Here is a 21,776-nt window from a genome sequence, read left to right as displayed (position 1 = left end):
AGCGCATTTTTAGAATAGCTATTTAAGGGCGATAAAAGCAAGATAATTTTGAGGAGTGTAAAAATAATTTTTTTATTCTAAGCTTTTTTCTCTGGGAAGAGCCAGATAGAATTTACCTCTTTTAACGGCTAAAGCTAATTTCACGAGTGCCTATGAAATCCATTCATTTATTAAAAGTAATTCTAGCGAGTACTTCTCCTCGACGTTTGCAAATAATGCAGGAGCAAGGTATGGCGGTGACGGTTATGCCGGCCAACATTGACGAGACTCCACAAAAAGGCGAAGGGGCTAAAACTTATGTGACCCGACTTGCCAAAGAAAAGGCAGAGGCTATTTTACCTCGGGTCGATACAGGCTTTGCAGATGTAATCTTGGCAGCAGATACCACCGTCGCTTATGAAAATCATATTTTAGAAAAACCTCATGATTTTAATGACGCTTACCGAATGTTAAGTATGCTCAGTGGAAAATCACATATGGTCTATACTGGATATTCTTTAGTTTTTTTACCCGAACAACGGTGGTGGGTTGATTGCGTGGCCACACAAATTACGTTCCATAGCCTTACCGAACAACAAATACACGATTACATTGCTTCCGGAGATCCCTTTGATAAAGCCGGGGGTTATGGTATTCAAAGCGTACACGATACTTTTATTAAAGAAATCAAGGGTTCTTATTACAACGTGATGGGGCTGCCAATTGAGGAAGTGATGCGAAAACTCTTAGAAGAAACCAGTTCTAATATTTGTTAAAAGGAAAGGCGAGTAGCAACTGTCCCGAATTTCATTTCAAGACAGTTGCGTTTGCTCAAATATCTCCAACATATGCTCGTTTATCACGAAAATATTTTTAAATGGGTGCTAATGCACGTTTGTCAGAAAACAGCTCACTAAGGTGAGTAAGTTCCATTGTTTCTAAATTAGTGCTGATTAGTTGTTTTAGTTTAACATCATGAGTATAAACGCCATTATTTAAGAATGAAGTATTAGGATGACCACTATCTTTTAATTCTTGAAGCGCAGATTGCAGTTGAGTAGCAGCCATCTTTCTTGCCCCCTTACTGTAATCCCGATAATTAAAAAATGAGATTTCGGCCTCTTTGTCTAAAGCACTTAGATATTCTTCCAGCGCGTTAATGAAGTGGGTTATCTTCTCAAGAGAAATTTCAGTGTTATCTGAGATAATAATAATCGATTCCTCTCCTCTCCTTTTACCATCATCTTGAACCAGGTCCAGTTCTTCTAATTTCGTTGTAGCGGTTATCTGAATGAGCGGTGTATCCGATTCGTGTAGAATTATCTTTTCCTGCTCAACAGGAATAGGGGGCACTGAGTCTAATAATAGCCAGGATGATCCCATTAAATCTCTTTCTTCCAATTTTTCCCAGTCATTGAAGCTTAAATCAATACTGGGTACTTTAAACCCACCAAACTGAAATAAAGATCCCAACATATTTAGTTGTTCTACTTTGTTTGCTGCTAAAACTTCTTCGAGATTTGCTTCGTATTCTGTCAATAACAGATCCGCTTGCTCCAGTTCTTTTGATTTAAAAGGACCTACGGCTGTTTTAACCGGAACCTCTCTGTCTAATTCAGCTATTTGGAGACGTAAACCTTGTATTTCTCTTATACAATCATGAATGTAGCTTGCTAAAGCTCCCGTCTTTTTCAAGGTATTTCTTTCAGCGAGAGATATCATAAATGCTTTAGTTGTTGTGATTGTCACTTGTATTTTTGTTACATACTCTGCTGTTGTTTCAGGGGGTAGTTCCTCAGCGGATTTTCCGTATGAAAATATGGTTTTCTCACCTTTATCGAATAAGAAATCGACAGCCTCTTGTGCAATCATCATTCTTGGAGTCAGTGGTTTAGAAGCATAGGCTAAATCTAGGCGGACGGCATCGGCAATATATTCCAGATCACTAACAGAGCGTTCTCTACCTAGATATTTTAAGTGAGGGCTATCTACATCTTTTTGAATAAATAAACCTTGGTGCATAACATCATCAAAAACTATCTTGGGCTCAATATGGAGTTTCTCGCGAGCAAAACGTTCAATTTCACGTCGCACTTCATTATTAACGCGAGGATTACTTGGATCAGCCAAATGAGCTAATTGCTTAATCAGCAACGTCCTGTATAAAACAAATTCTTTTGTATTAATAAAGGGTGTATCCAGGTTAGTGGAGTCATCAATTTGAACAGGTTTATTCAGTGAATAAAGAAAGTCCAGCGAATGATTTAAATAGCTTTGGACATTGGCCGTATTAATTTTTGACTCGATGTGCACACTGGGACTATCAATCCGCAAACCAAGCATCGCTCGGTAATCGGAATCACCAATGAGAATAAATTCTTTATTTGGATCTTGCGTCAACGCATAGTTGAACCGCTGTGCGGTAACCAGCATTTGGTAATAAGGATGTAGTTCATCCACCGCTGCTTCAGGAGCAACCACAGGTGCCAAGCTCCTGGCCTGCTCCAAATCATGGATCAAACCACCCAATCCACCTGCGGCCACAGGGAGAATATAAAAATCTACCAATTCTTTAGGTAAAGTAGTTTGCCGAGTACCTTGTGGAACTGCAGCCACTATTTCAATAACTTGCTGCTTGATTTTTTCTACAAGTCCAAAACGTTTAATAAATTCTTTATTTTCAGGGTTTTTTAAATAAGCATGAGTGTGATCAATAAAGTTTTTTAACTTTACCGGGAGTTCGCCACGCTCTCTCAAGCGCATTTCTTCCAGCAGCAACTCCTGCATTTCTTTAGTTTGTTGTTCACCATTGGTGATAATGCCTTTATGGTGTTCTGATAAATTGATTTCTACTTGTTTGCTATGGCGATAGCGTATGGCATATTCTCTAATCCAGGCAGTACTAGCACCCATAGCCACTTGCTGGCGGCCGCTGTTGAAAATATCGAAATAAGCAGCAAATCCCCCTGGAACATGTTGAGCACTATAGGCTTCTAATTGCTGCAGATCCTTGTCAGTAGTGGGAACTACCTCCTTGATCAGACGTTTTAGCCGAGAACTCTCCTGAATAATATTTTCCCTTGCATGTTGTAGCGAATCACGATTATCTTTGTCGCGCTTGAATCGTAAACTGTCAATATTATTAACAGCAAAGTAAGTCCCTACGGCAGCAAGACAGGTAATGACCAGGCCAATACCTATTATGCCAGCGCTGATAGGCCCGCCAATAATGAGTGAAGACAATCCTAAGGCAATGCTACCTGCTATTAAGCCGCCAATACTTGCTGTTATGTAAGGATGCTTAGCCATGAAACTTGGTTCAACCATTTGGGCTGTCAAGTAACGTAAACATTGATTCATAAATTCAAGTTGCAATTGTTGAGTAAATTTTTCTCGTTCTTCAGGCTTGGCAAAATAATTCTTTAACCAGCTAATAATTTTATATTCTTGCTTCTCATCTTGAATTTTTTGATCCTGGATGTCATAAATATCTACAAAGGCTTGATTGAATAACTTATTTAATTCATCTAAAAAATACACCTCGATCGCGGCATTCAGAGCATCTTTATCAAGACGCTGGCCCTGGGGCAAGTATGTATCTTCAAAATCCTGACGTATGTTTTTTCGGACATCATTTTCCAATCCTAACAGGAGGCATTCTCTATAATGGAATAATTTAGCCAGTTCTCTTGATAGCTCTTCATATTTTTTATCAGTGAATCCTGCTTTTTTCATTTCAGCATCGAATTCTTTACGCGCATCATCATCAGCTGCTCTTCCTGTGCTGGCTAACCATGCCTGATAGGCTAAATAACCAGCTCCTGCGCCCAAGGCAGCACTAAAAACACCGCCAACAATATTATTAATTCCGGGTAAAGGATTGATAATATCAGCAGGAGAACTCGCCTTTTGTGCATAGTAGGCAACGCCAGCTACGCCAATACCCAAAAGTCCAGCCAAAACCCCATGCCCTACTTTTGCTGTGGTAGTTGGTTGTTCTACAGCGTAATCCAGATAGAAACTTTGACTTTCACGGTAGCCACCAATCAGCTCTACATATCGCTTAACTAATTTGGCCTGCTCTAGATTTCCAGCCATCTCAAGGTGAGTGACCATATTTTTTTCTAAATTTTTTCTGTGATTTTCTTTAATAAGTTGAAAATATTCATCAATGCTTAATTTTTTTGGCATTTTAGTTCTTTTTTGAGACAGAATTGGCTTTAGTATAACAATTAGAGATTAAGGATATATTATGTTTTAGCTCTGTAGGATAAATTGATGTGTATTTTCACAATCTAATTCTGAATGAAGCTTCTTACTTTTGCATTAAACACACAAACTTTGCTGCGAGGGGATGAGGTATATCCATTTCGAGCATCATAGCTACCCAGTTCCTCGTAACAATGCAAGGGTTTAATGCCGACGCTTAAATGCCTATCCTATGTAAAAAAACAATCTATTGATGAAATTCACTCATGCCACTCAAGGTAATTATTAAGGAACTGTATCTATTAAGACTCCCACTGTTGTTGTGGTGGCATTTCCCGCTGCATTGGTCACGCTAGCCGTGAAAGGAATAGAGCCTTGTGGCAATGCCAGTAAGTCAGGAGGACTTAAAAAAATAGACCAAGTTCCATCAGAACCTATAGTTCCCGTATATGTTTGTGCACCCACTGTTAAATTAACAGAACTTCCTGCATCCGCACCCGTAGTAGTTCCTGTTACCAATACTCCTGCCGCTGCTTCCGCTGCATCAATTGTATTATCCCCTGCAACAGGATTGATGGTGATTGTGGGAAAACTTGTATCTACAGTCACACCCACCGTTGCCGTACTCGTATTTCCTGCAGCGTTGGTCACACTTGCCGTAAAGAGAACAATGCCATTCGGCAAAGTTTGTAAAAAAGTAGAAGGTATTGTAATGGCCCAGGTGCCATCAGCTGCGATTCCTCCAGTGAATGTTGTCCCACTCACCGTTAAGGTAACCACATCTCCTGGATTGGTACCTGTAGTAGTTCCCGTTACCATTAAGTCAGACGCTACCTCAGCCGCATTAATGACGTTATCTCCGGCAATGGCATCCATAGTGATTGACGGAGGAATTGTATCTACCGTTACATTCACTGTTGTTGAGGCAACATTTCCTGCCGTATTGGTCACAAGGGCTGTAAAAGGAACAATGCCATCCGGCATAGCTTGTAAGTCAGCCGCACTTATAGTAACAGACCACGAGCCGTCAGCGGCCACTGTTGTTGTATATTCCAGTCCATTTGCTGTTAAGCTAACAATGTTTCCTGCATTGGTATTTGTAGTCGCTCCGGTTACCACTATTGGCGTCATTATTTCGGCCGCATTAATTATATTATCCCCTGCAACCGGATTGATTGTGATTGTTGGAGGAATTGTATCTACCGTCACACTTACCGTTGTTGAGCCAACATTCCCTCCCGAATTAGTTACACTGGCCGTAAAGGGAACAATCCCCTGCGGCATAGCTTGTAAGGCAGCTGAAGGTAATGTAACAGACCAAGTACCACCAGCGAGCACAGATGCTGTATACTCAGCCCCATTGGCCATTAAGGTAACAATATTTCCTGTATCGGTGCCTGTAGTAGCCCCTGTTATTGTTATTCCTGTCGCGGCCTCATTGATATTGATTATGTTATCTCCCGCAATGGGATCAATGCTGATTGTTGGGGTGGCTATGGTTGGTGCTGTTATGGTTGTGGGCAGGCTCGTAATTCCAGAAATTGAAGCAGTTACGGATATTATTTGCCCATTGGTCTGTGGGGGACTAAGGGTCAATGAAAAGTTACCATTAACATCAGCAGTAGTGGTTCCTAGCTGAATCCCATTCGAAGTGGCTGTAATGGTGCTCCCCGGTTGCGCTGTACCCGTTATTAGGGTTCCAGTGGTGTCAATAGCAGCTGTAGGCGCTGGTTGTGGGGTTATAAATGTAAATGCATTTTGTTGAGTAATAGTCGTATTGGGTGTGGAAAGTGTTATCGAAGTGAGCCCGGCAGCATGAGCTGGTGTTAAAACAGTAATTGATGTATTTGTTTTACTTTGGATCGATGCTGGTGTGTTGCCAAATAATACACTGGTAACGGAAATTAAGTTCGCGCCTGACAGGATAACCAAGGTCCCACCCGCTGTGCTGCCTTGAATGGGTGCAATGTTTGTCAAAGTTGGGGTTGACACATCCACATAGGTATAACCATTTGAAAGTGTGGATTTTTGTCCATCAGTATTTTGAACAACAATATCAACGGTTGTATCCTGATCTCCATTAAACGGTGGCATTGTAAAGGTTAATGTATTTTGGGTCCTCTGAATATTGGTGATGAGCTGCCCTGCTATAAAAACCAAAACGCCAGGAGCAAAGTTACTTCCTTGAATAGTGACCTGGTTACCGCCGGAAAGGGGACCCTGTGCTGGATTTATAGTGAAAATTTTTGGTGCTAGCAGCTTGTTAATTTCTTCCGAAACAACCATAACCTGATTCATTTTCACTGCGGGCTCTTTAACCCATTGAGTAATGTTATGCAGGATACGATTTCCCCATAAATATTTTGTTTCATGTTTGTTGAGATTAGCTAAAAGGGAGAATTGCAATGTAATATTGTTATTGTCTGGTGTGGCATTATGAGAAGTGATATGTTGGCCAATTAATGAAATTTCAATAGGAATTTTTGATGTATTTGGTCGCCAATTTATTCCGGCCTGATATGTGTCATAGATTTCGCGTGTAGTGACTTCTCCACTGAATTTAAACTGTTCATTTAACAGTTGATTTACGCGAACCCCAAACCCTAACCCCTGCCGGTTGTAATTGGGAGTATTGTCAAAAATAGTATTATAACGAACATTATCATAGTAAAGGTTGGTATTAATTAATGTTTTTGAAGATAATAAGAATTTCGTTCCCATATCAACACCAGAACTTTGAGCACCAGCCAGATTACGATAATTGATGCAATTTATTCCTGCCTCAAAACCATTGCAATTAGTGCCGTTCGAGAGAAATGTGATTCCATTAAATCGTTTGTTGTTTGCTTCGGCATAATAACCACCAAAATTTAAATCTTGTAAAAAAGGGCTATTCAATAAATGTTCCAGGCGTACACCGTAGGCATCCTGATGGACCCGATAATTAATTTTTTCTAACTCAAATGCAAAGGGGAGTTTTTGTCCTAGTCGCTCAGCACTAAATTTTATTTGGGCTAAAGATGAGAGCTCATAGCCCAATGTTCCATTAAAGCGGTATTGCGAAGCTCCATATTCACCTAATATACCAAAGGCAAAAGATTTCCCCAGGGATTGCACATATTGAGCATTGACAAATGCTCCTGTTAAATCACTATAAGTCACACCCCAATTGAGAGGACTTATAATATTGAAACTATTATTAGATAAATTTAAATTATTGAGAGGAGTGGACTGTGCATAGCTCGAATATACGGGCATAAATTTATTAACATAGCTGGTCGAATTACCCTGAAGCTTATGATTGCTTACATTAATATTGGGGGATGCAGCTACGGCTATTGATGACAGTTGTGAAAATATAACCAGGTAAGAAATATATTTCTTTAGTTTGGAAATCCATAGTTTATTATAAAGCATTCCATTATCATCTTGAAAAATTGGGAATTTTAATTTCATTAACAGAGTTATGTCAACTCTTGATATGTGTTGCTCAGGTTGAAGCACCCGTTCTAGGCTGATCAAAGTAATATCATTAAGGGCTAATATACAAGTCAAGCCAATTACTTGCTCTCCTAACTAGTTGGCTTTGAAACTAGTGAGCATTTACTGAAAGAGACAGAACACCTAAACTTCTAATGTCCGAGTACTTCATTATTAAACAATCAACACTAATTTTATAAAATCGCTCGGCAAATCTTTGCCTGATTTGGCTTTTTATAGAGATGTGAATGGATTATCTAAACTGATTGATTCATCAGAGAAAACCGTATTTTCTGCATGAGTAAAAAATAAGTCTGTATAATTTCTTTTATTTAATGAGCTATATAGATTATTTCTAACTTGTTCTTTCGATTTAAAATAATCGTTGAAAACAACTTGCTCTAAACTTGTTTTTATCCCCTCGGGTAAAACACATTCATGCGGTTCTTTCTCCTGTTCTTTTTGGATAAACCTCACTTCATAGTCTTGAGTTAACATAAGAAGCCCAGATTTGAAACAGTGCATTGCCTTGGCATTTATTGGTAATGCGTATTTAGCCTCAGTGTTCCACTGCTCAAAAGGAAGATGGCCCCAGCCAAAAAAGTTCTCCTCTTTGCTTTGTGCAATGCAGAAATCTGAACTAGCAGTAATATTAATGATGCCCTTAAAACTTAAGAAATCTAACGGTTGGTAAATTGTGCGATTTCCTTTACTAGGAATATAGACATGATTCTTGGTAACTATGTAATTAGTATACCTATTAGATAAAATAGTTAAAATTGCATCCGTATTATTAGGAAGATTAATTAAACGAGGTTTAGTACCTGAGTCTGCTCCCCATTCAATTAATTGATTGTTTTCAGTGAGAGCCAATGTGGATCTATAGCCACATGCGATTTGTTTTACAGGACCAAATTGCTCTAAGTTAAATTTTTCAAATGACAACGCTTCAAAAAATTCAAAACCTAATTGATCAAATACATTAATACCAGCTCCATACATCTCCCCTTTATTATTTAATAAAACAATATGGTATGGTGCAAATTTTATTTGCTTCACTATACCAATTTTTTTATCTACCAATTGAGGTTCATTAATATAAGGACCCGTTTCTTCTACACCTAATAGGCCATTTTGGCTATCACCAAAGGTATACAATCGGCCTCTTTCAGTTACTAAATAAAATAAACGTTGAGAACGTGGGTCGCTACTATGATCATTGATATAAACATTCACTACAGGTTCAGGTACCTTAAATTCCTGGATAGTTTTACCTTCTCGATCAAACAAAATGACTTTTTTATCTTTGGCAATTAAAATATTTTGCATGGAAATAGCAACAGGCATTTATCAACTCCACTATAGTCATAACGGTATATATTTTACACAAGTTGTTCATTTTTGACAATTGATTAGGGATAATAAATCAAAGGCGGCTTTTTTTGCTTATCAACCATTGCAAAAGGAATCAAATAATTGGGATTAATGTCGATTTACTCATATATTCGTTCATCTTAACCAACCAACAGAAGCAGCTAAACTTGCTAAATTTAATTCAAATCCAATTAATTTGTTTTTCATCCAAAAACTTCCCAGAACAGCTTTAGATGATATGCCTAACTGCGAATCGTACATGGCGATTTATCTACATTATTTAAATAATGAATAAATTCGGTGATTGGTTTGATGGCAAATAGTGATTATCTAATACGAGCCATGTGTAATTATGGGAATTTAATTGGATCTCTGAACTTCGCTATTAACGTTCCAACGTAATGGTCAGAGATAGATTAACGTTGTGAACGTTCTGAACGGAAATATCATTAAGTCTGATTATCACGATAATCAGACTTAATGTGGGTTTTTACCTGAACATGATTGAGCCTCATCCCCTTCTCCCTGCATTTCTATGCTCAATCACTATTTGTTTACCAGAAGCACAGAATGACTCTTAGGCAAATTTTAATACGGTGAGATAGCAAACCTGGCTAAAAGTTAGTGGTTATCGTAGTTACGTGGTTGTTATCCTTATTCGCCTTTAAGGATTGCATAATGGTATCTAAGCCGCCATGGCTATTTATTAAATCACCTAAGGTACCGTTTCGGAGAGCAGTTTCCTCAGCTTCGCTCAGGATGATTGAATCATAATCTTTATGATCAATCATTTTTTTTAAATGAGTAGCAGCACTTACCTTAATTTCCCTGCTCTTAGTATTAAAATAGTTTGTGCCCCAGATTGCATCATTTAGCCAGTAAACCACAGACATGATACCTAAAAAATTATAATGAAAACTCCATTCCTTATTTCTGGCTTCGATATAGTCACTAAGACTCTGGCTCAAAGCAGAATAATCATCGATTGGAGAAACTATTGTTTTATTAAAAACAGCGGAATTGTCGATAGTCGCGCTGCCCCTGAGATTTGCTGGCGATCTTTTATGAATCGCTGCTAGTGTTTTTTTACAAGGCTCAAGTATAGTTAATAACTGCTCACAACAATTAACCAATCTTTCATAATTTTGATCACTATCTTGTTGCTTAACCAGAAAAGTAGCGGCTTCGCGGAATAAAGTTAGACTTGAAGACAGTTTATGAACATCGATACTCGATCCCATTAACCGGGACACTGGTATCCCATCTGTTAGTTGCTCTAGGACAAGTTGCGTAATCTCATGGTAGTTATTAAAAAGTTCCTCATTCTGCAGATAATCACAGGCCTCTTTGAAATCAACAATGCCATATTCTTTGGCCATTGGACTTGAACCAAGCTGTTTCAATTGCGGAAATATATACCAGATCCAATGGCTTGTTTTTGCACCGCTCTGAATTTCTTTATATGCTTTTTGAAAAGCAGGCATACTAGTATTACCACGTTGGGCTTTTATAAAGCGATTCAGATTAGGCATTATGCATTCTCATTAATTTAATTAGGTCAATTCTAACACTATTATAGCCCTAGAAAATTCGATAATCATTTTATGGACCAGACTGCTATGTTCATTAAATGGCTAGCACAAGAATGGGAGATTTTATGAAGATTTTTCCTCTAGTGCCCTATTAAACAACTTGAAATCACAAATTGTGATCTCAATATACTTATTGGATATGCCTGTGTTTCAACATTGTTGCTTGGATCCCACGTAATGCCTTTCATTAATGTCTTACTTGCTTACACGCAACAAAACCTCATAGGAATGACAATGATTCATCAGGAATTGTCCCCGATGTCCCTTTAAAATCTGATGGTATTTTTGATGATGACAGCGAACAATTCTCTTCCCACGAACCACACAATTTAATAATATTTTTGTTTTATAAATATCGCTTACAGGTTTAAATAAAGCACAATGATATTTAGATGCACGAGAAAGACTGTTTAAATCAGCTGCTGATAAGATTTTAGCGATTTGCATTTGAAGGTTTTTAGGCAATTTATCAAAAGATGAAATTCATGGAGCTTCTTAAGCTTCATATCCTGAGTAAATGAGCAAGAATGGTTTAAGTAGATAAAAAACGTGGTAATACCGCTTGACGGTGTGATGTATTATGGAGTATCTCGTACTGCTCCGCCATTTTTAGGGGCTTGAAGTCTATATTATTATTTCAACACATTTGGGCTATGATAAATAACTATGATGATAAAAGCTTTTCTCAATAAATTTAGGTAATGGAATTAAACATAAAAAAATGTATGTGATTTAAAAATTAATCAACCCATGCTAATAATCAAAGGACTGATATGAAAACCAAAAAACTAAATCTCAGTATTTTAGCCCTCTCCCCAATATTTTTTTTAAGTACTTCATACGCAAATGAATCTCCAAAAGAAGCCTCTTTAGTAACCAAAAATACCAATAATGCTGTATTAAAAGAGTTACCATTCAATGACAAAGAGTCTTTTAGTAATGCGTCTAAAGGCTTATTGCTCCTTTACCAGATAATGGGGTAATTAGAAACACCAATGGAACTATTGTGTGGGATTTAAGTAATTTTTCATTTATTAAAAAGGATAGTCCTTCTCCTGATACGGTTAACCCAAGTCTATGGCGGCAATCCCAGCTAGTATCCATGGGGGGATTATTTAAAGTTAATGAACATATATACCAAGTGCGTACTGCTGATCTTTCTAATATTACCTTTATTGAAGGCCCGCAAGGTATAGTTATCGTTGATCCATTAATTTCTACTGAAACAGCAAAAGCCTCCTTGGATTTATACTTTAAACATCGCCCTAAAAAACCAATTGTTGCAGTCATTTATACCCACAGCCATGTCGATCATTATGGTGGAGTTAAAGGAGTCGTTACAGAAGAGGATGTCAAAGCAGGGAAAGTAAAAATCGTAGCGCCTGTTGGATTTACCGAAGCAGCTGTGGCTGAAAATGTGATGGCTGGTAATGCTATGAGTCGAAGAGCCAGTTACATGTATGGTAATTTACTGCCTATGTCGCCAATGGGACAAGTTGGTGCTGGTTTAGGAATGACAACATCTTCAGGAACAGTGTCTCTTATAACACCTACCGACCTTATAAAAGAGAACCAGCAACATTTAAATCTAGCTGGTTTGGACTTTGTTTTTTATATGGCGCCAGATTCTGAAGCACCGTCTGAAATGTTCTTTTACATACCAGAATATCATGCTTTATGCACCGCTGAAGATGCCACCCATACATTACACAATACTTATTCATTAAGAGGGGCGAAAATTAGAGACCCATTGGCTTGGTCTAAATATTTAAATGAGGTTCTTTATCTTTGGGGGAATGATGCCCAAGTATTATTTGCTCCTCATCACTGGCCGGTTTGGAATAAAGACACCATTATTAAGCACTTAAAATTACAGCGCGATATGTATCGGTTCATTAATGACCAAACCCTCCACTATGCAAACCAAGGCTTTACTATGGACGAAATAGCCGAAAAAGTGAACCTACCAGATACACTAAATCATTACTGGTCAAACCGTGGCTATTATGGAACCATGAACCACAATACTAAGGCAACTTATGTTAAATATTTAGGGTGGTTTAGCGGCAACCCTGCGACTTTACATCCTTTGGTTCCTGTGGAGTCGAGCAAAAAATATATTGAGTATATGGGTGGTGCCTCCAAAATCATGGAACAAGCCAGAAAAGATTACGAACAAGGGAATTATCGCTGGGTCGCTGAAGTGATGAATCATGTGGTCTTTGCCGATCCGAATAATCAAGAAGCCCGTAATCTGGAGGCAGATGCTTTAGAACAAATGGGTTACCAAGCTGAATCAGGCCCCTGGCGTAATTTTTACCTTAGTGGGGCTAAAGAATTACGTAATGGCGTACAAAAAGGAGCTACTCCAGATACAGCAAGCCCAGATACTATTCGTGCGATGAACACCGATTTATTTTTCGATTATCTTGGTGTCAAATTAGATGGTGTGAAAGCCGCCACTACTGTGCTTACATTAAATTTTGTTTTCCCAGATATTAATGAAAAATATATTGTAGAGCTTAATAACGGCAGCTTACATCATATCAAGGGGTATCAGTCGAATCACGCAGATGCAACAATTACTATTAACAGGGAGATTTTAAATCAGATTATTCTTAAGCAAAAAACTGTTGCCAGCACACAAGTCAACAATGAATTAAAAATTGAAGGTAATCAGGAATCACTGAAACAATTGTTAAGCTTAATAGATAATTTTGATTTTTGGTTCAATATTGTAACCCCTAATCAGTAATATTTTTGCCTCGCCACCAATAGGTGGTGAGGTTTATGCTTTAGGGAATGTATTGATATTGTGATGCACAATTTGTTCATGATGCCTATTTTGAGCACATACTAAACAAAAAAATGAATTTTCACTTGGTTTGAGAAATGAATTCCATTTCATTACTGTCATGAAGCATGCAAATTTTCTTATTTCGGATATATAGTAGAGTTTTATTCTATTTATTAAGTATTTATTTGGGCGCAGATATTAGGGTAATTATCCCGATTAATTAGACTTATATATCACTCTAAGAGCCCTATCATTCGAGTTATAAATCAATTGAGGCAATATAATTAATCTGTTCTGTTAAGTGCTCACTTCTTTCTATTATTATTTTGGCATACTTATGGAGAAAATGTTTCTCTTTTTCATTCGTCTTCACTAAACTCATATGCTTGGATAAGGAGTCTTTTATTTTCCCAATTAAATATTTTAAACGTCTAGCTACTAAAGCTCTGTTCAATCCACAAGTATCCGCAAAGTCAGCCAGTTGATAAGCATTTATACCGTTCTCATCAAATTCATCACCTAATGCCATAGCCAACTCATGCTGAAATTCAGGGTACATTTTTATGTTTACTAAATCATAAAATGGAGCTAGTGAAATCCCTTTTGGACCTACAAAGAAACTAATATTTTTTCCATGAGCATCACAGTTATAAATCAATATATTAAATAGTACCCAATCCAAGATTTGCAATTTAGTTTTGGCTGGATTTATACATTCATTGGCGAAAGAATATAATTTGGGCAAACTTACCCCATCCCTTATATGCGCAACATCCCTACCATTTCCAAAGTTTTGTTCATATTTATACTCAGGAGGTAAATTTAGTGCCTGACATCCATCAATAATATGACTTCTTCTAACCATTCCTTTAGAATCCAATTTTCTATCGAAACGCTTTACTAATAGTGCGGGATGGGGACCAAATCGCTTCAATTGGACATCTGCAACAGTTAAACCACAGTCTTTTGCTAATAACATACTGAAATATTCATTCAATACTAAATTAGAATACTTATGTGTTTCGAATTTAAGAATATGGGTTGAACATAAAATTCCATCTCCAAATCCTAACTCCTCTTTTTCATTTAGCACAATATTAATTTTATCTTGTACACCTGCCACGGACAGACGTGGTTTTCCATCCCACATTATTAAGCCATAAGTGTCGCGATTAGTTAACCTCCGCTCTAATTCCTCATCACTAAGAAACCTAAATATTTTATTTTTAGGTAGAGATTGATTAGAACTCAAAATTATTAAAGAGCCAGGCGTATCTAAACCTAACTCCCGAACAAGGGCAACCACATTGTTTTTGCTTAAATGGTAATTTGCCACTAACTCCTCTAGAGCCTTTCCTTCGGGTAACAGATTTTTCAAAAAACGCAATACATTTAATGAAGGAATTTCGTCTATTAAAGGCAAGTGAGGGGAAACTGCATACCCTGTCTCGAGCCAATTTGGTGAATATGTCCAATATAATTGTTCATTAATAACTTTAATTTGTGCTATAAATTGTGTACCCAAATAAACATCTAATGCCGGATTATCTCCACTCATTCTCATCCTCATTTACTTTTTCCCAAGGCTTCGCATAAATTTTTATTCCTAAACCGGCACAAATTTGTAGGACACTTCCTAATTGACACGTAGCTTTTCCATGCTCTATTTTCATTAAGGTATCCTTCGCCACACCACATAATGCAGCAGCGTCCTCTAACCGGAGCGCACTTTGTTTACGTCGAGCTTTAATTAGCTTCCCAATTAACTCCGCTGTTAATGGTTGATCAAAATTTGGATTTTCGATGCTTTTAACTTTCTTGGCCATATAATCCTACGATGCTAGTCTTATTGCAGTTTTAAAATTAAATTAATTTTATAATCCTATTATAGTAGGATTAATATGTTTATCCATTATTTTTATGCTTAGATCCTACCGGGATAGGATTTATTTAACGGAACTTTGTTGTAAGCAAAGCCGCGATCCCCCTTTGGATTCTGCCCGTCTCTTGAGCCACCCTTAAAGGGGTAGCTCAAAATACTCTTAAAGATTAATTGTATTGAAACTGTAAAAAGTGTTCGCACTAGCAGCATTTTTAAAATTCTGTACTAAATTAAATTCATAATCATATACAAAAATGTTAATGATTATTCACATTATAATTTGGGTTGTTCATCATTCCTTATTGTCCTGGCTGTTTGGCGCATCGGACGCATCCTAAATCTCCAGAAACACAACCCGCTTTTGTGTACGGAGGAAAGAACTTATGAGTTCTATAGAAATTTTGAGCATTGCTTCGGAAATACCTGAGCAAAAAGTTAATAGTAAAGACATTCTCAATAAAATAGAATCCAAAATAAGTATGAAAGCCCTGGAAATGCTACAAGCAATGGATATCGAAACTCGATATTCAGTGGTAGATAATTTGCCTAGTTATCTGGTTCATGAGGAGCAAAGAAAGCTCTTGGCTGGAGTAAATGAATTAGGTGCAAGTTCAATCAAAAAATGCCTGGAGAAATCGCCTCATGATTATAATATTGGTCTTTTCATAGCAGTAACAAATACGGCAGAAAGACCATTACCCTGTATGGCCTATGAAATTATTTCAATGCTTGATGAGGATATGATGCCTCGTGATATTAATGTAATTAATATGCAAAACCAAGGTTGCAGCGCATTAATTAAAGCCTTTGAAATGGCTTCTTATTACCTGCAAGCATGCCCACATAAACAGGTAATGATATGTGTTTCGGAAACACATACAGCGATGTTTCCGTCTATTACAAGCAAAGAAATGATTCGCACATTTCCTGAAATTAGAGAATTACCAGAATATCAACAACAAGATGCCACCAACCATTTAAATAATCTAATTAATTCTTATCTATTTGGAGATGGTGCGGTTTCTATCCTGCTGGGTAATAATGCCGCAGCAACTTTTGACTTCTATCATTTGACCAATATTGATGCTGACGATAAAGAAATTTTATGTATGAATGAAGGTGGCAGTAAGATGCCCTGTTATAAAAACTACCCTAAATACACATTAGGAAAACAGGTTCCACAACGTGGTGCTACGTACAGCAAGTTATTATTAAATCAGGTAATCGATGATAGTCGGCTGTCAAAGGAAGATATTTCTCATTATTTAGTGCATACGGGCAGTAAAAAAATCATTAGCGCAGTGAGTAAAAATCTGCATTTAGAGGAGCAACAAGCGAAGATTGCCCTGTCTTATTTTATCCTTAAAAACTATGGTAATTTATCTTCATGCTCTATTGGGTTTATGCTAGATAATTTAATCAATGAGAAAAAAGAGCATGGCGATGTTTTGGTAATTTCTTTTGGAGTTGGATTTAGCGGTAGCGTGGCCAGATTTGGAATCTAACATTAAGAGCATTCCCTGCAGCAGTGGCTGCAGGGGGTATTAAGGTGTGCACTTGTTCTCTCTTATTTATTATCATAAGTTCCTGAGTTAAAATCCTGATAAATGTGCATCACCAAAAAATCATATTTTAAAAGGTAATTTAATATAACTTTGTTCTCCATAATGGATTTTATTACGGCAAAAATAAGGTGGTACAGCCATAGAGGGGATTATAAATCCGTCTTTCAACCCCGTTTTAAACTGATCCGTCCTGCTGGAAATCTCGAATAGTAAGCGATCGCCCTTTTTTAATAATGAAGCGGTAGGAGTCATACTAAAATACAAAATTACAGGTTCGTTATGTTTGAGCGGTGTTACCTCTGAGGTATTAATTGCGATCTCGCATTTGGTGCCATTTTCAGAGTCTACCGTCCTCGTAGCGGGACGAAGATGTCCCATAGACAATAGATGATACCTCCCCTCCTCATCAAGTCGTCCTAACCGGGTGATTAAATAAGAATCTATCTCATTACAACTAAATTGAAGTTGCACGGTTATAGGTCCGACTAAGGTAGTGGTTTTTTCAATTAATAATTCATAGGCTAATTTTTGCGTTTCAAGTATGTCAATGTTAGGTAGAATTTCCACCCCATGAGGAATAGAAAGCCAGGAATTTTGCCCTGTTTCTGGAATCTCATTCTGCAAAATATGCGTATCTAAGTCGCTAGGTTTTCCTTTAAGATAATATTTGCGAGTAGTTGTATCCGGTACTGGGAAGTCTGGTGCAGAATCAAAGCTATTTTTGCCTTCTACCCAATATCGTACTCTAGCTAGTTGAGAATAACCGTTATTAACTCCCTTTAGTATATGATCAAAAAATGCCAGTGCTTCTAATTGCCAGGAATATACGGGTAATTCATATTCTGCAGGCGCAATAATTAACCATTTTTTGTCCGGAGCAGTACTCGCATGTTCAAATAGGTCATAACATCCATATTGATGCAGGGAGATATCTCCTAAGTTTTGTACGACGACAAAGGGTACATTGATTTTATGTAAATGCTTGAAAGGACCAGAAGCAATTTGAGTATCTTCCCGACGATTGCTATCAAATAATACATGAAGGTACCAGCGTAGCGCTTCGGGTGTTGCTTCTTTATTTTTTAATTTTTTTACAATACGTGGTAAATAAGGCTTTAATCGTTTCCATAGCCACGGACGGTTGATGATGTAACTTAGCAAAGCTCGCTTCCAGGGCGCAACGTACCGATGGACTGTTGATGGATTAAAATTAGCACCTACCCATAAGCTCATGAAATCCACATTAGAGATTCCTCCATAATGGAAAACATGGCGATAAAAATCAGTGCAGATCTCATTAGCAAAAAAAGCCTTTAATGCTGGGGGATTACGCACCGCGACACTGGCTTGATTCATGCCATAATAGGAGGTGCCAAATAAACATACATCACCATTTGACCAAGATTGTTTGGATGCCCAGTCGATACAATGATAATGATCATCCGTTTCTTGCTCATTTTGCCAAGGCTGGAAGCTTCCTTCCGAGCGCCCTATCGATCGCGCAGTAACAACCACCTGCACGTAACCTCTATCAGTAATTACAGGAGGAGAGCCAATTTCATTATTTCCAGTAGGTAATCCTGTAGTATGGAGATCGCGATTATAGGCAGAAAACTGAAGAATCACAGGGTATTTTCCTGCTTTGGCAGGTAGATATACATCAGCAGAAAGTTTAATACCATCAGGCATAGGGATCATAACATCTGCCATTAATTGGCATCCTAATCCTGATTCTGCAACACAGCTAGGGTTCCAACCTGCTAATTGATATTCATTTAGCCTTGCATGAGGAATAAATAGGCGATTAGGTTTTTCAGGCATATAGTAAGTCCCTTATTCTTTTTTTAATATTGTCGCCTGGATTAGAATTTTAGTCACTAGAGAGACTATTTTTATTATTTCTCAAGGCATTAGCAACCAGTCCAAAGAATCATTCTCATCATCTGATTCAGATAATTCAGTTGAAGAAGAAGATACAATTTTTTTGCCGTTGACATCCAACTTAATGGCTATATATGATTCAGAGAGCCTATTTTTAGGCATTGAAAAATGGAGTGTCATAAATAACATAGTAAGGCCCATGCGAAACAGGAGATATATTGGTAGACTTAGAATTAAAGCACCTCAATGAACTCCGGGAACATGTACCTGATTACTAACCCCAGCATCAACAAATTATACATTCCACCTTTAATTGAAACGGTGTGCTCTATGGCAGTTACCAAAGTATTTAAATTGTTAACCATATATTTTATTGAATATCTGCCAAATCGTGTTATATTTCACCCTCAAGTATTTTTTTAAGGTTTTATGATGAAAAAAATAGCAATCGCGGCTGTATGCTTATTCACCTCTCTTTCGGCGACTTCATTTGCAGGTACGGTTGATTTGGGTAGAGTTAACTTTAAAAGGACGTTTTGTAATAACCAAGATTTCTTAGGGAATGCGGCATCGAAGCGGCCTCATTTGCATTGTGGCGCTAATTTCATTTCCTATAAAAAAGCGAATGGGGACCATTCCAATATCACTGATATGGGGGATTGTAATCGGACTAATTCGGTATTCGATGATATTAAAGCCAATAAGACTGCCTTTACAGATTATCCTGGCATTTATGATGCTTTAGTTTTATACCATCAAGCAGGTTGTCCTAATCAATAAACAAATAAGCATTCCGATTCCTGCGAAGAACATGGAATTCTGGAATGCTTCACTTCGTTCGCAATGACGATATCAAGTTTAAATAAATTTGACTTAATCCATTATCTAAACGTAGTAACGAAGCAACTAGGGGTATGGAGCTGAAATTAGGAATTCTTATATATTCCCCTAGCCAGCGATAACCAACCCATAATAAAGCACATACCACCTATGGGAGTAATTACTCCCAACGGTTTAACCTTTACGACACAAAGTAAATATAAACTCCCTGAAAAGAACAAAATACCTGCAAAAAATAGATACCCTGACCAGCGGATAAGCCGTAAATTAGTATGAAATAGCAGCACACCCACCATAATTAACGACAAACTATGTACAAATTGGTAATAAATCCCAGTTTGGAAAATTTTCATTTGTTCTGCACTAAATTTTCCTTGTAAACCATGAGTCGCGAAAGCTCCCAAAATAGTGGCAAGCATAGCAAGTAATGCTCCCGCGGCAATAAAACGCTTTATTGTTCCTGTTGGCATAGAATTCATTTTGCTCCATAAAACTAATTGATCGAAGATACCATCTAGGCAAAAAATTATACTACATGCTTTGCATAAATGTTCCTAATGGGAGAGGCTCACATGAGCTAGCAGGAGGGGGAATTTTAGCTTAATAAATCCATGGAAGTCTATGTTTCGCCGTGTAAAACGTAGGACTGGGCAATTTTTTAAATACACCTATATTATTGTAAAATAATCTAATATTATCGCCTTGCTCAACAATCCCTTGTCGTGTCACTAAATTAAGGAATATTATGATTGTTATTTTCGTCCATGGCTGGAGTGTCACAAATACCAATACTTACGGGGAACTACCCCAATGGCTTGAATATCAAAGCAAAAATGGTGTTCTGAATATTCAGGTTGGTAACATCTATCTTGGGCGTTATATCAGTTTTGACGATACAGTCACAGTTGATGATATAGCACGAGCCTTCGATCAGGCGGTGCGTGATGAAATTGCTAATAAGCTGGGAGACGGGGAGCGTTTTGCTGGTATTACACATTCTACTGGCGGCCCTGTTGTTCGTAAGTGGATGGATTTATATTTTAAGAATAATCTTGCACAATGCCCCTTGAGCCATTTGATTATGTTGGCTCCTGCCAATCACGGTTCTGCACTGGCGCAACTTGGTAAATCCAGACTTGGTCGGATAAAAAGTTTTTTTGAAGGCATTGAACCAGGGCAGCATGTACTTGACTGGCTAGAGCTCGGAAGCAATATGAGCTGGAAACTTAATGAAAGCTGGCTTGATTATGATTGTCCGGCTAATGGCATCTATCCCTTTGTTCTTACAGGGCAGAAAATTGACCGCCAGCTTTATGATGCGGTTAACTCCTACACGGGAGAGGCTGGCTCGGATGGTGTTGTTCGTGTAACCGCTGCAAATATGAATTACAGCCTCTTGAAGTTGCATCAAGAGGGCACTAATGGAGAAAATCTGATTGTTGCTAATTTAAGACGATCCAAGCCGATGGCAATGGGGGTTCTGCCCGGGTGTTCACATTCGGGTAAAAAAATGGGAATTATTCGCAGCATTAGGATGGATAATGCTGGCACACACCCTACCGCCCTATGGGTTTTACGCTGTCTTCAGGTAAAAAATGCTAAAGACTACGCGTTATTAGCAAAAGAGCTGGAGAAGCTTACTGAAAAGACCCAAAGTAATGAGCGTATAGAACAGGTAAAGACGCTTCTTTATAAACGCGAATACATTACTAATCGTTATTCTATGATTGTATTTCGACTGATTGATGATCGCGGGAATCATCTGGATGATTATGATCTTTATCTAACCGCAGGCCCCAAATATAGCGAATATGATCTTCCTACCGGTTTTTTCGCTGACCGCCAGCAAAACCAGCGAGATCGAGGAAAACTCACTTATTTTCTGGACTATGACATCATGGAAGCCGGAATTAATACGCCTGTGATGCAAGGTAATTTAGGGTTTCGTATTAAAGCACATCCGACAGAAAGCACTCAGGCCCTTGCCTATTATCGGGTGCTAGATTTTCATTCTTCGCTGGCAGACATTAACAAAATTCTTCACCCGAATGAAACAGTCATGGTTGAAATTATGCTTCAACGGCGAGTTGACAGAACAGTCTCCCGTATCAGTAATAACCTTAATCCGGCAAAAATCAGTGCGAAACCTACAGGAAAAAAAGTAGATTAGCCTTTAT

At 37.9% G+C, this 21,776-nt stretch carries 14 protein-coding genes; 6 read left to right on the top strand and 8 right to left on the bottom strand.

Annotated elements, in window-relative coordinates:
* Positions 1-152: 152 nt before the first annotated feature.
* Positions 153-755, top strand: a complete 603-nt coding sequence (locus BN3124_RS05630) for a Maf family protein (RefSeq protein ID WP_058533814.1) — start codon at positions 153-155, stop codon at positions 753-755.
* A 97-nt stretch (positions 756-852) separates the two neighbouring features.
* Here the strand turns inward: BN3124_RS05630 and BN3124_RS05625 are convergent, their stop codons facing one another.
* The 4 genes from BN3124_RS05625 to BN3124_RS16785 form a co-directional block, all read right to left on the bottom strand.
* Entirely contained in the window at positions 853-4,170 is a 3,318-nt protein-coding gene (locus BN3124_RS05625) for a hypothetical protein (protein WP_058533813.1), read from the bottom strand.
* 303 nt (positions 4,171-4,473) lie between these two features.
* Positions 4,474-7,605: an Ig-like domain-containing protein gene (locus BN3124_RS05620; protein ID WP_196398898.1), complete on the bottom strand. Its 3,132-nt coding sequence runs from the start codon at positions 7,603-7,605 to the stop codon at positions 4,474-4,476.
* Positions 7,606-7,902: 297 nt separating this feature from the next.
* Positions 7,903-9,015: an RCC1 domain-containing protein gene (locus BN3124_RS05615; protein WP_058533811.1), complete on the bottom strand. Its 1,113-nt coding sequence runs from the start codon at positions 9,013-9,015 to the stop codon at positions 7,903-7,905.
* A gap of 641 nt (positions 9,016-9,656) precedes the next feature.
* Positions 9,657-10,574: a DUF1810 family protein gene (locus BN3124_RS16785; protein WP_078061490.1), complete on the bottom strand. Its 918-nt coding sequence runs from the start codon at positions 10,572-10,574 to the stop codon at positions 9,657-9,659.
* Positions 10,575-11,407: 833 nt separating this feature from the next.
* Between BN3124_RS16785 and BN3124_RS17330 the strand changes: the two genes are divergently transcribed.
* Both BN3124_RS17330 and BN3124_RS05605 read left to right on the top strand, forming a co-directional pair.
* Complete coding sequence (locus tag BN3124_RS17330) at positions 11,408-11,617, top strand: hypothetical protein (RefSeq protein ID WP_230849096.1); 210 nt, start codon at positions 11,408-11,410, stop codon at positions 11,615-11,617.
* Between the two features lie 23 nt (positions 11,618-11,640).
* Positions 11,641-13,389: an alkyl/aryl-sulfatase gene (locus BN3124_RS05605; protein ID WP_230849095.1), complete on the top strand. Its 1,749-nt coding sequence runs from the start codon at positions 11,641-11,643 to the stop codon at positions 13,387-13,389.
* Positions 13,390-13,690: 301 nt separating this feature from the next.
* Here BN3124_RS05605 and BN3124_RS05600 read toward each other — a convergent pair whose 3' ends face one another.
* Both BN3124_RS05600 and BN3124_RS05595 read right to left on the bottom strand, forming a co-directional pair.
* A complete protein-coding gene (locus tag BN3124_RS05600) occupies positions 13,691-14,989 on the bottom strand; it encodes a HipA domain-containing protein (protein ID WP_196398897.1) in 1,299 nt (432 codons plus the stop codon).
* Entirely contained in the window at positions 14,976-15,257 is a 282-nt protein-coding gene (locus tag BN3124_RS05595) for a helix-turn-helix domain-containing protein (RefSeq protein ID WP_058533809.1), read from the bottom strand. The genes BN3124_RS05600 and BN3124_RS05595 overlap by 14 nt, the downstream gene beginning before the upstream one ends.
* Positions 15,258-15,696: 439 nt before the next feature.
* On the opposite strand from BN3124_RS05595, the gene BN3124_RS05590 reads away from it, so the two are divergent.
* Entirely contained in the window at positions 15,697-16,818 is a 1,122-nt protein-coding gene (locus BN3124_RS05590; RefSeq protein WP_058533808.1) for a 3-oxoacyl-[acyl-carrier-protein] synthase III C-terminal domain-containing protein, read from the top strand.
* 120 nt (positions 16,819-16,938) lie between these two features.
* Here BN3124_RS05590 and BN3124_RS05585 read toward each other — a convergent pair whose 3' ends face one another.
* Positions 16,939-18,699, bottom strand: coding sequence for a CocE/NonD family hydrolase (locus BN3124_RS05585; RefSeq protein WP_058533807.1), 1,761 nt, complete (start codon positions 18,697-18,699; stop codon positions 16,939-16,941).
* Between the two features lie 489 nt (positions 18,700-19,188).
* On the opposite strand from BN3124_RS05585, the gene BN3124_RS05580 reads away from it, so the two are divergent.
* Entirely contained in the window at positions 19,189-19,539 is a 351-nt protein-coding gene (locus tag BN3124_RS05580; protein ID WP_230849094.1) for a hypothetical protein, read from the top strand.
* Positions 19,540-19,685: 146 nt separating this feature from the next.
* On the opposite strand, the gene BN3124_RS05575 is transcribed toward BN3124_RS05580, so the two are convergent.
* Complete coding sequence (locus BN3124_RS05575) at positions 19,686-20,078, bottom strand: DUF423 domain-containing protein (RefSeq protein WP_058533805.1); 393 nt, start codon at positions 20,076-20,078, stop codon at positions 19,686-19,688.
* A 266-nt stretch (positions 20,079-20,344) separates the two neighbouring features.
* On the opposite strand from BN3124_RS05575, the gene plaB reads away from it, so the two are divergent.
* The gene (gene plaB, locus BN3124_RS05570) at positions 20,345-21,769 is read left to right on the top strand and encodes a phospholipase PlaB (protein WP_058533804.1); all 1,425 of its coding nucleotides are present in this window, start codon (positions 20,345-20,347) and stop codon (positions 21,767-21,769) included.
* Positions 21,770-21,776 lie beyond the last annotated feature (7 nt).

Source organism: Legionella saoudiensis (assembly GCF_001465875.1).
Classification (GTDB): domain Bacteria; phylum Pseudomonadota; class Gammaproteobacteria; order Legionellales; family Legionellaceae; genus Legionella; species Legionella saoudiensis.
This window is presented reverse-complemented; position numbering and strand designations above follow the sequence as displayed.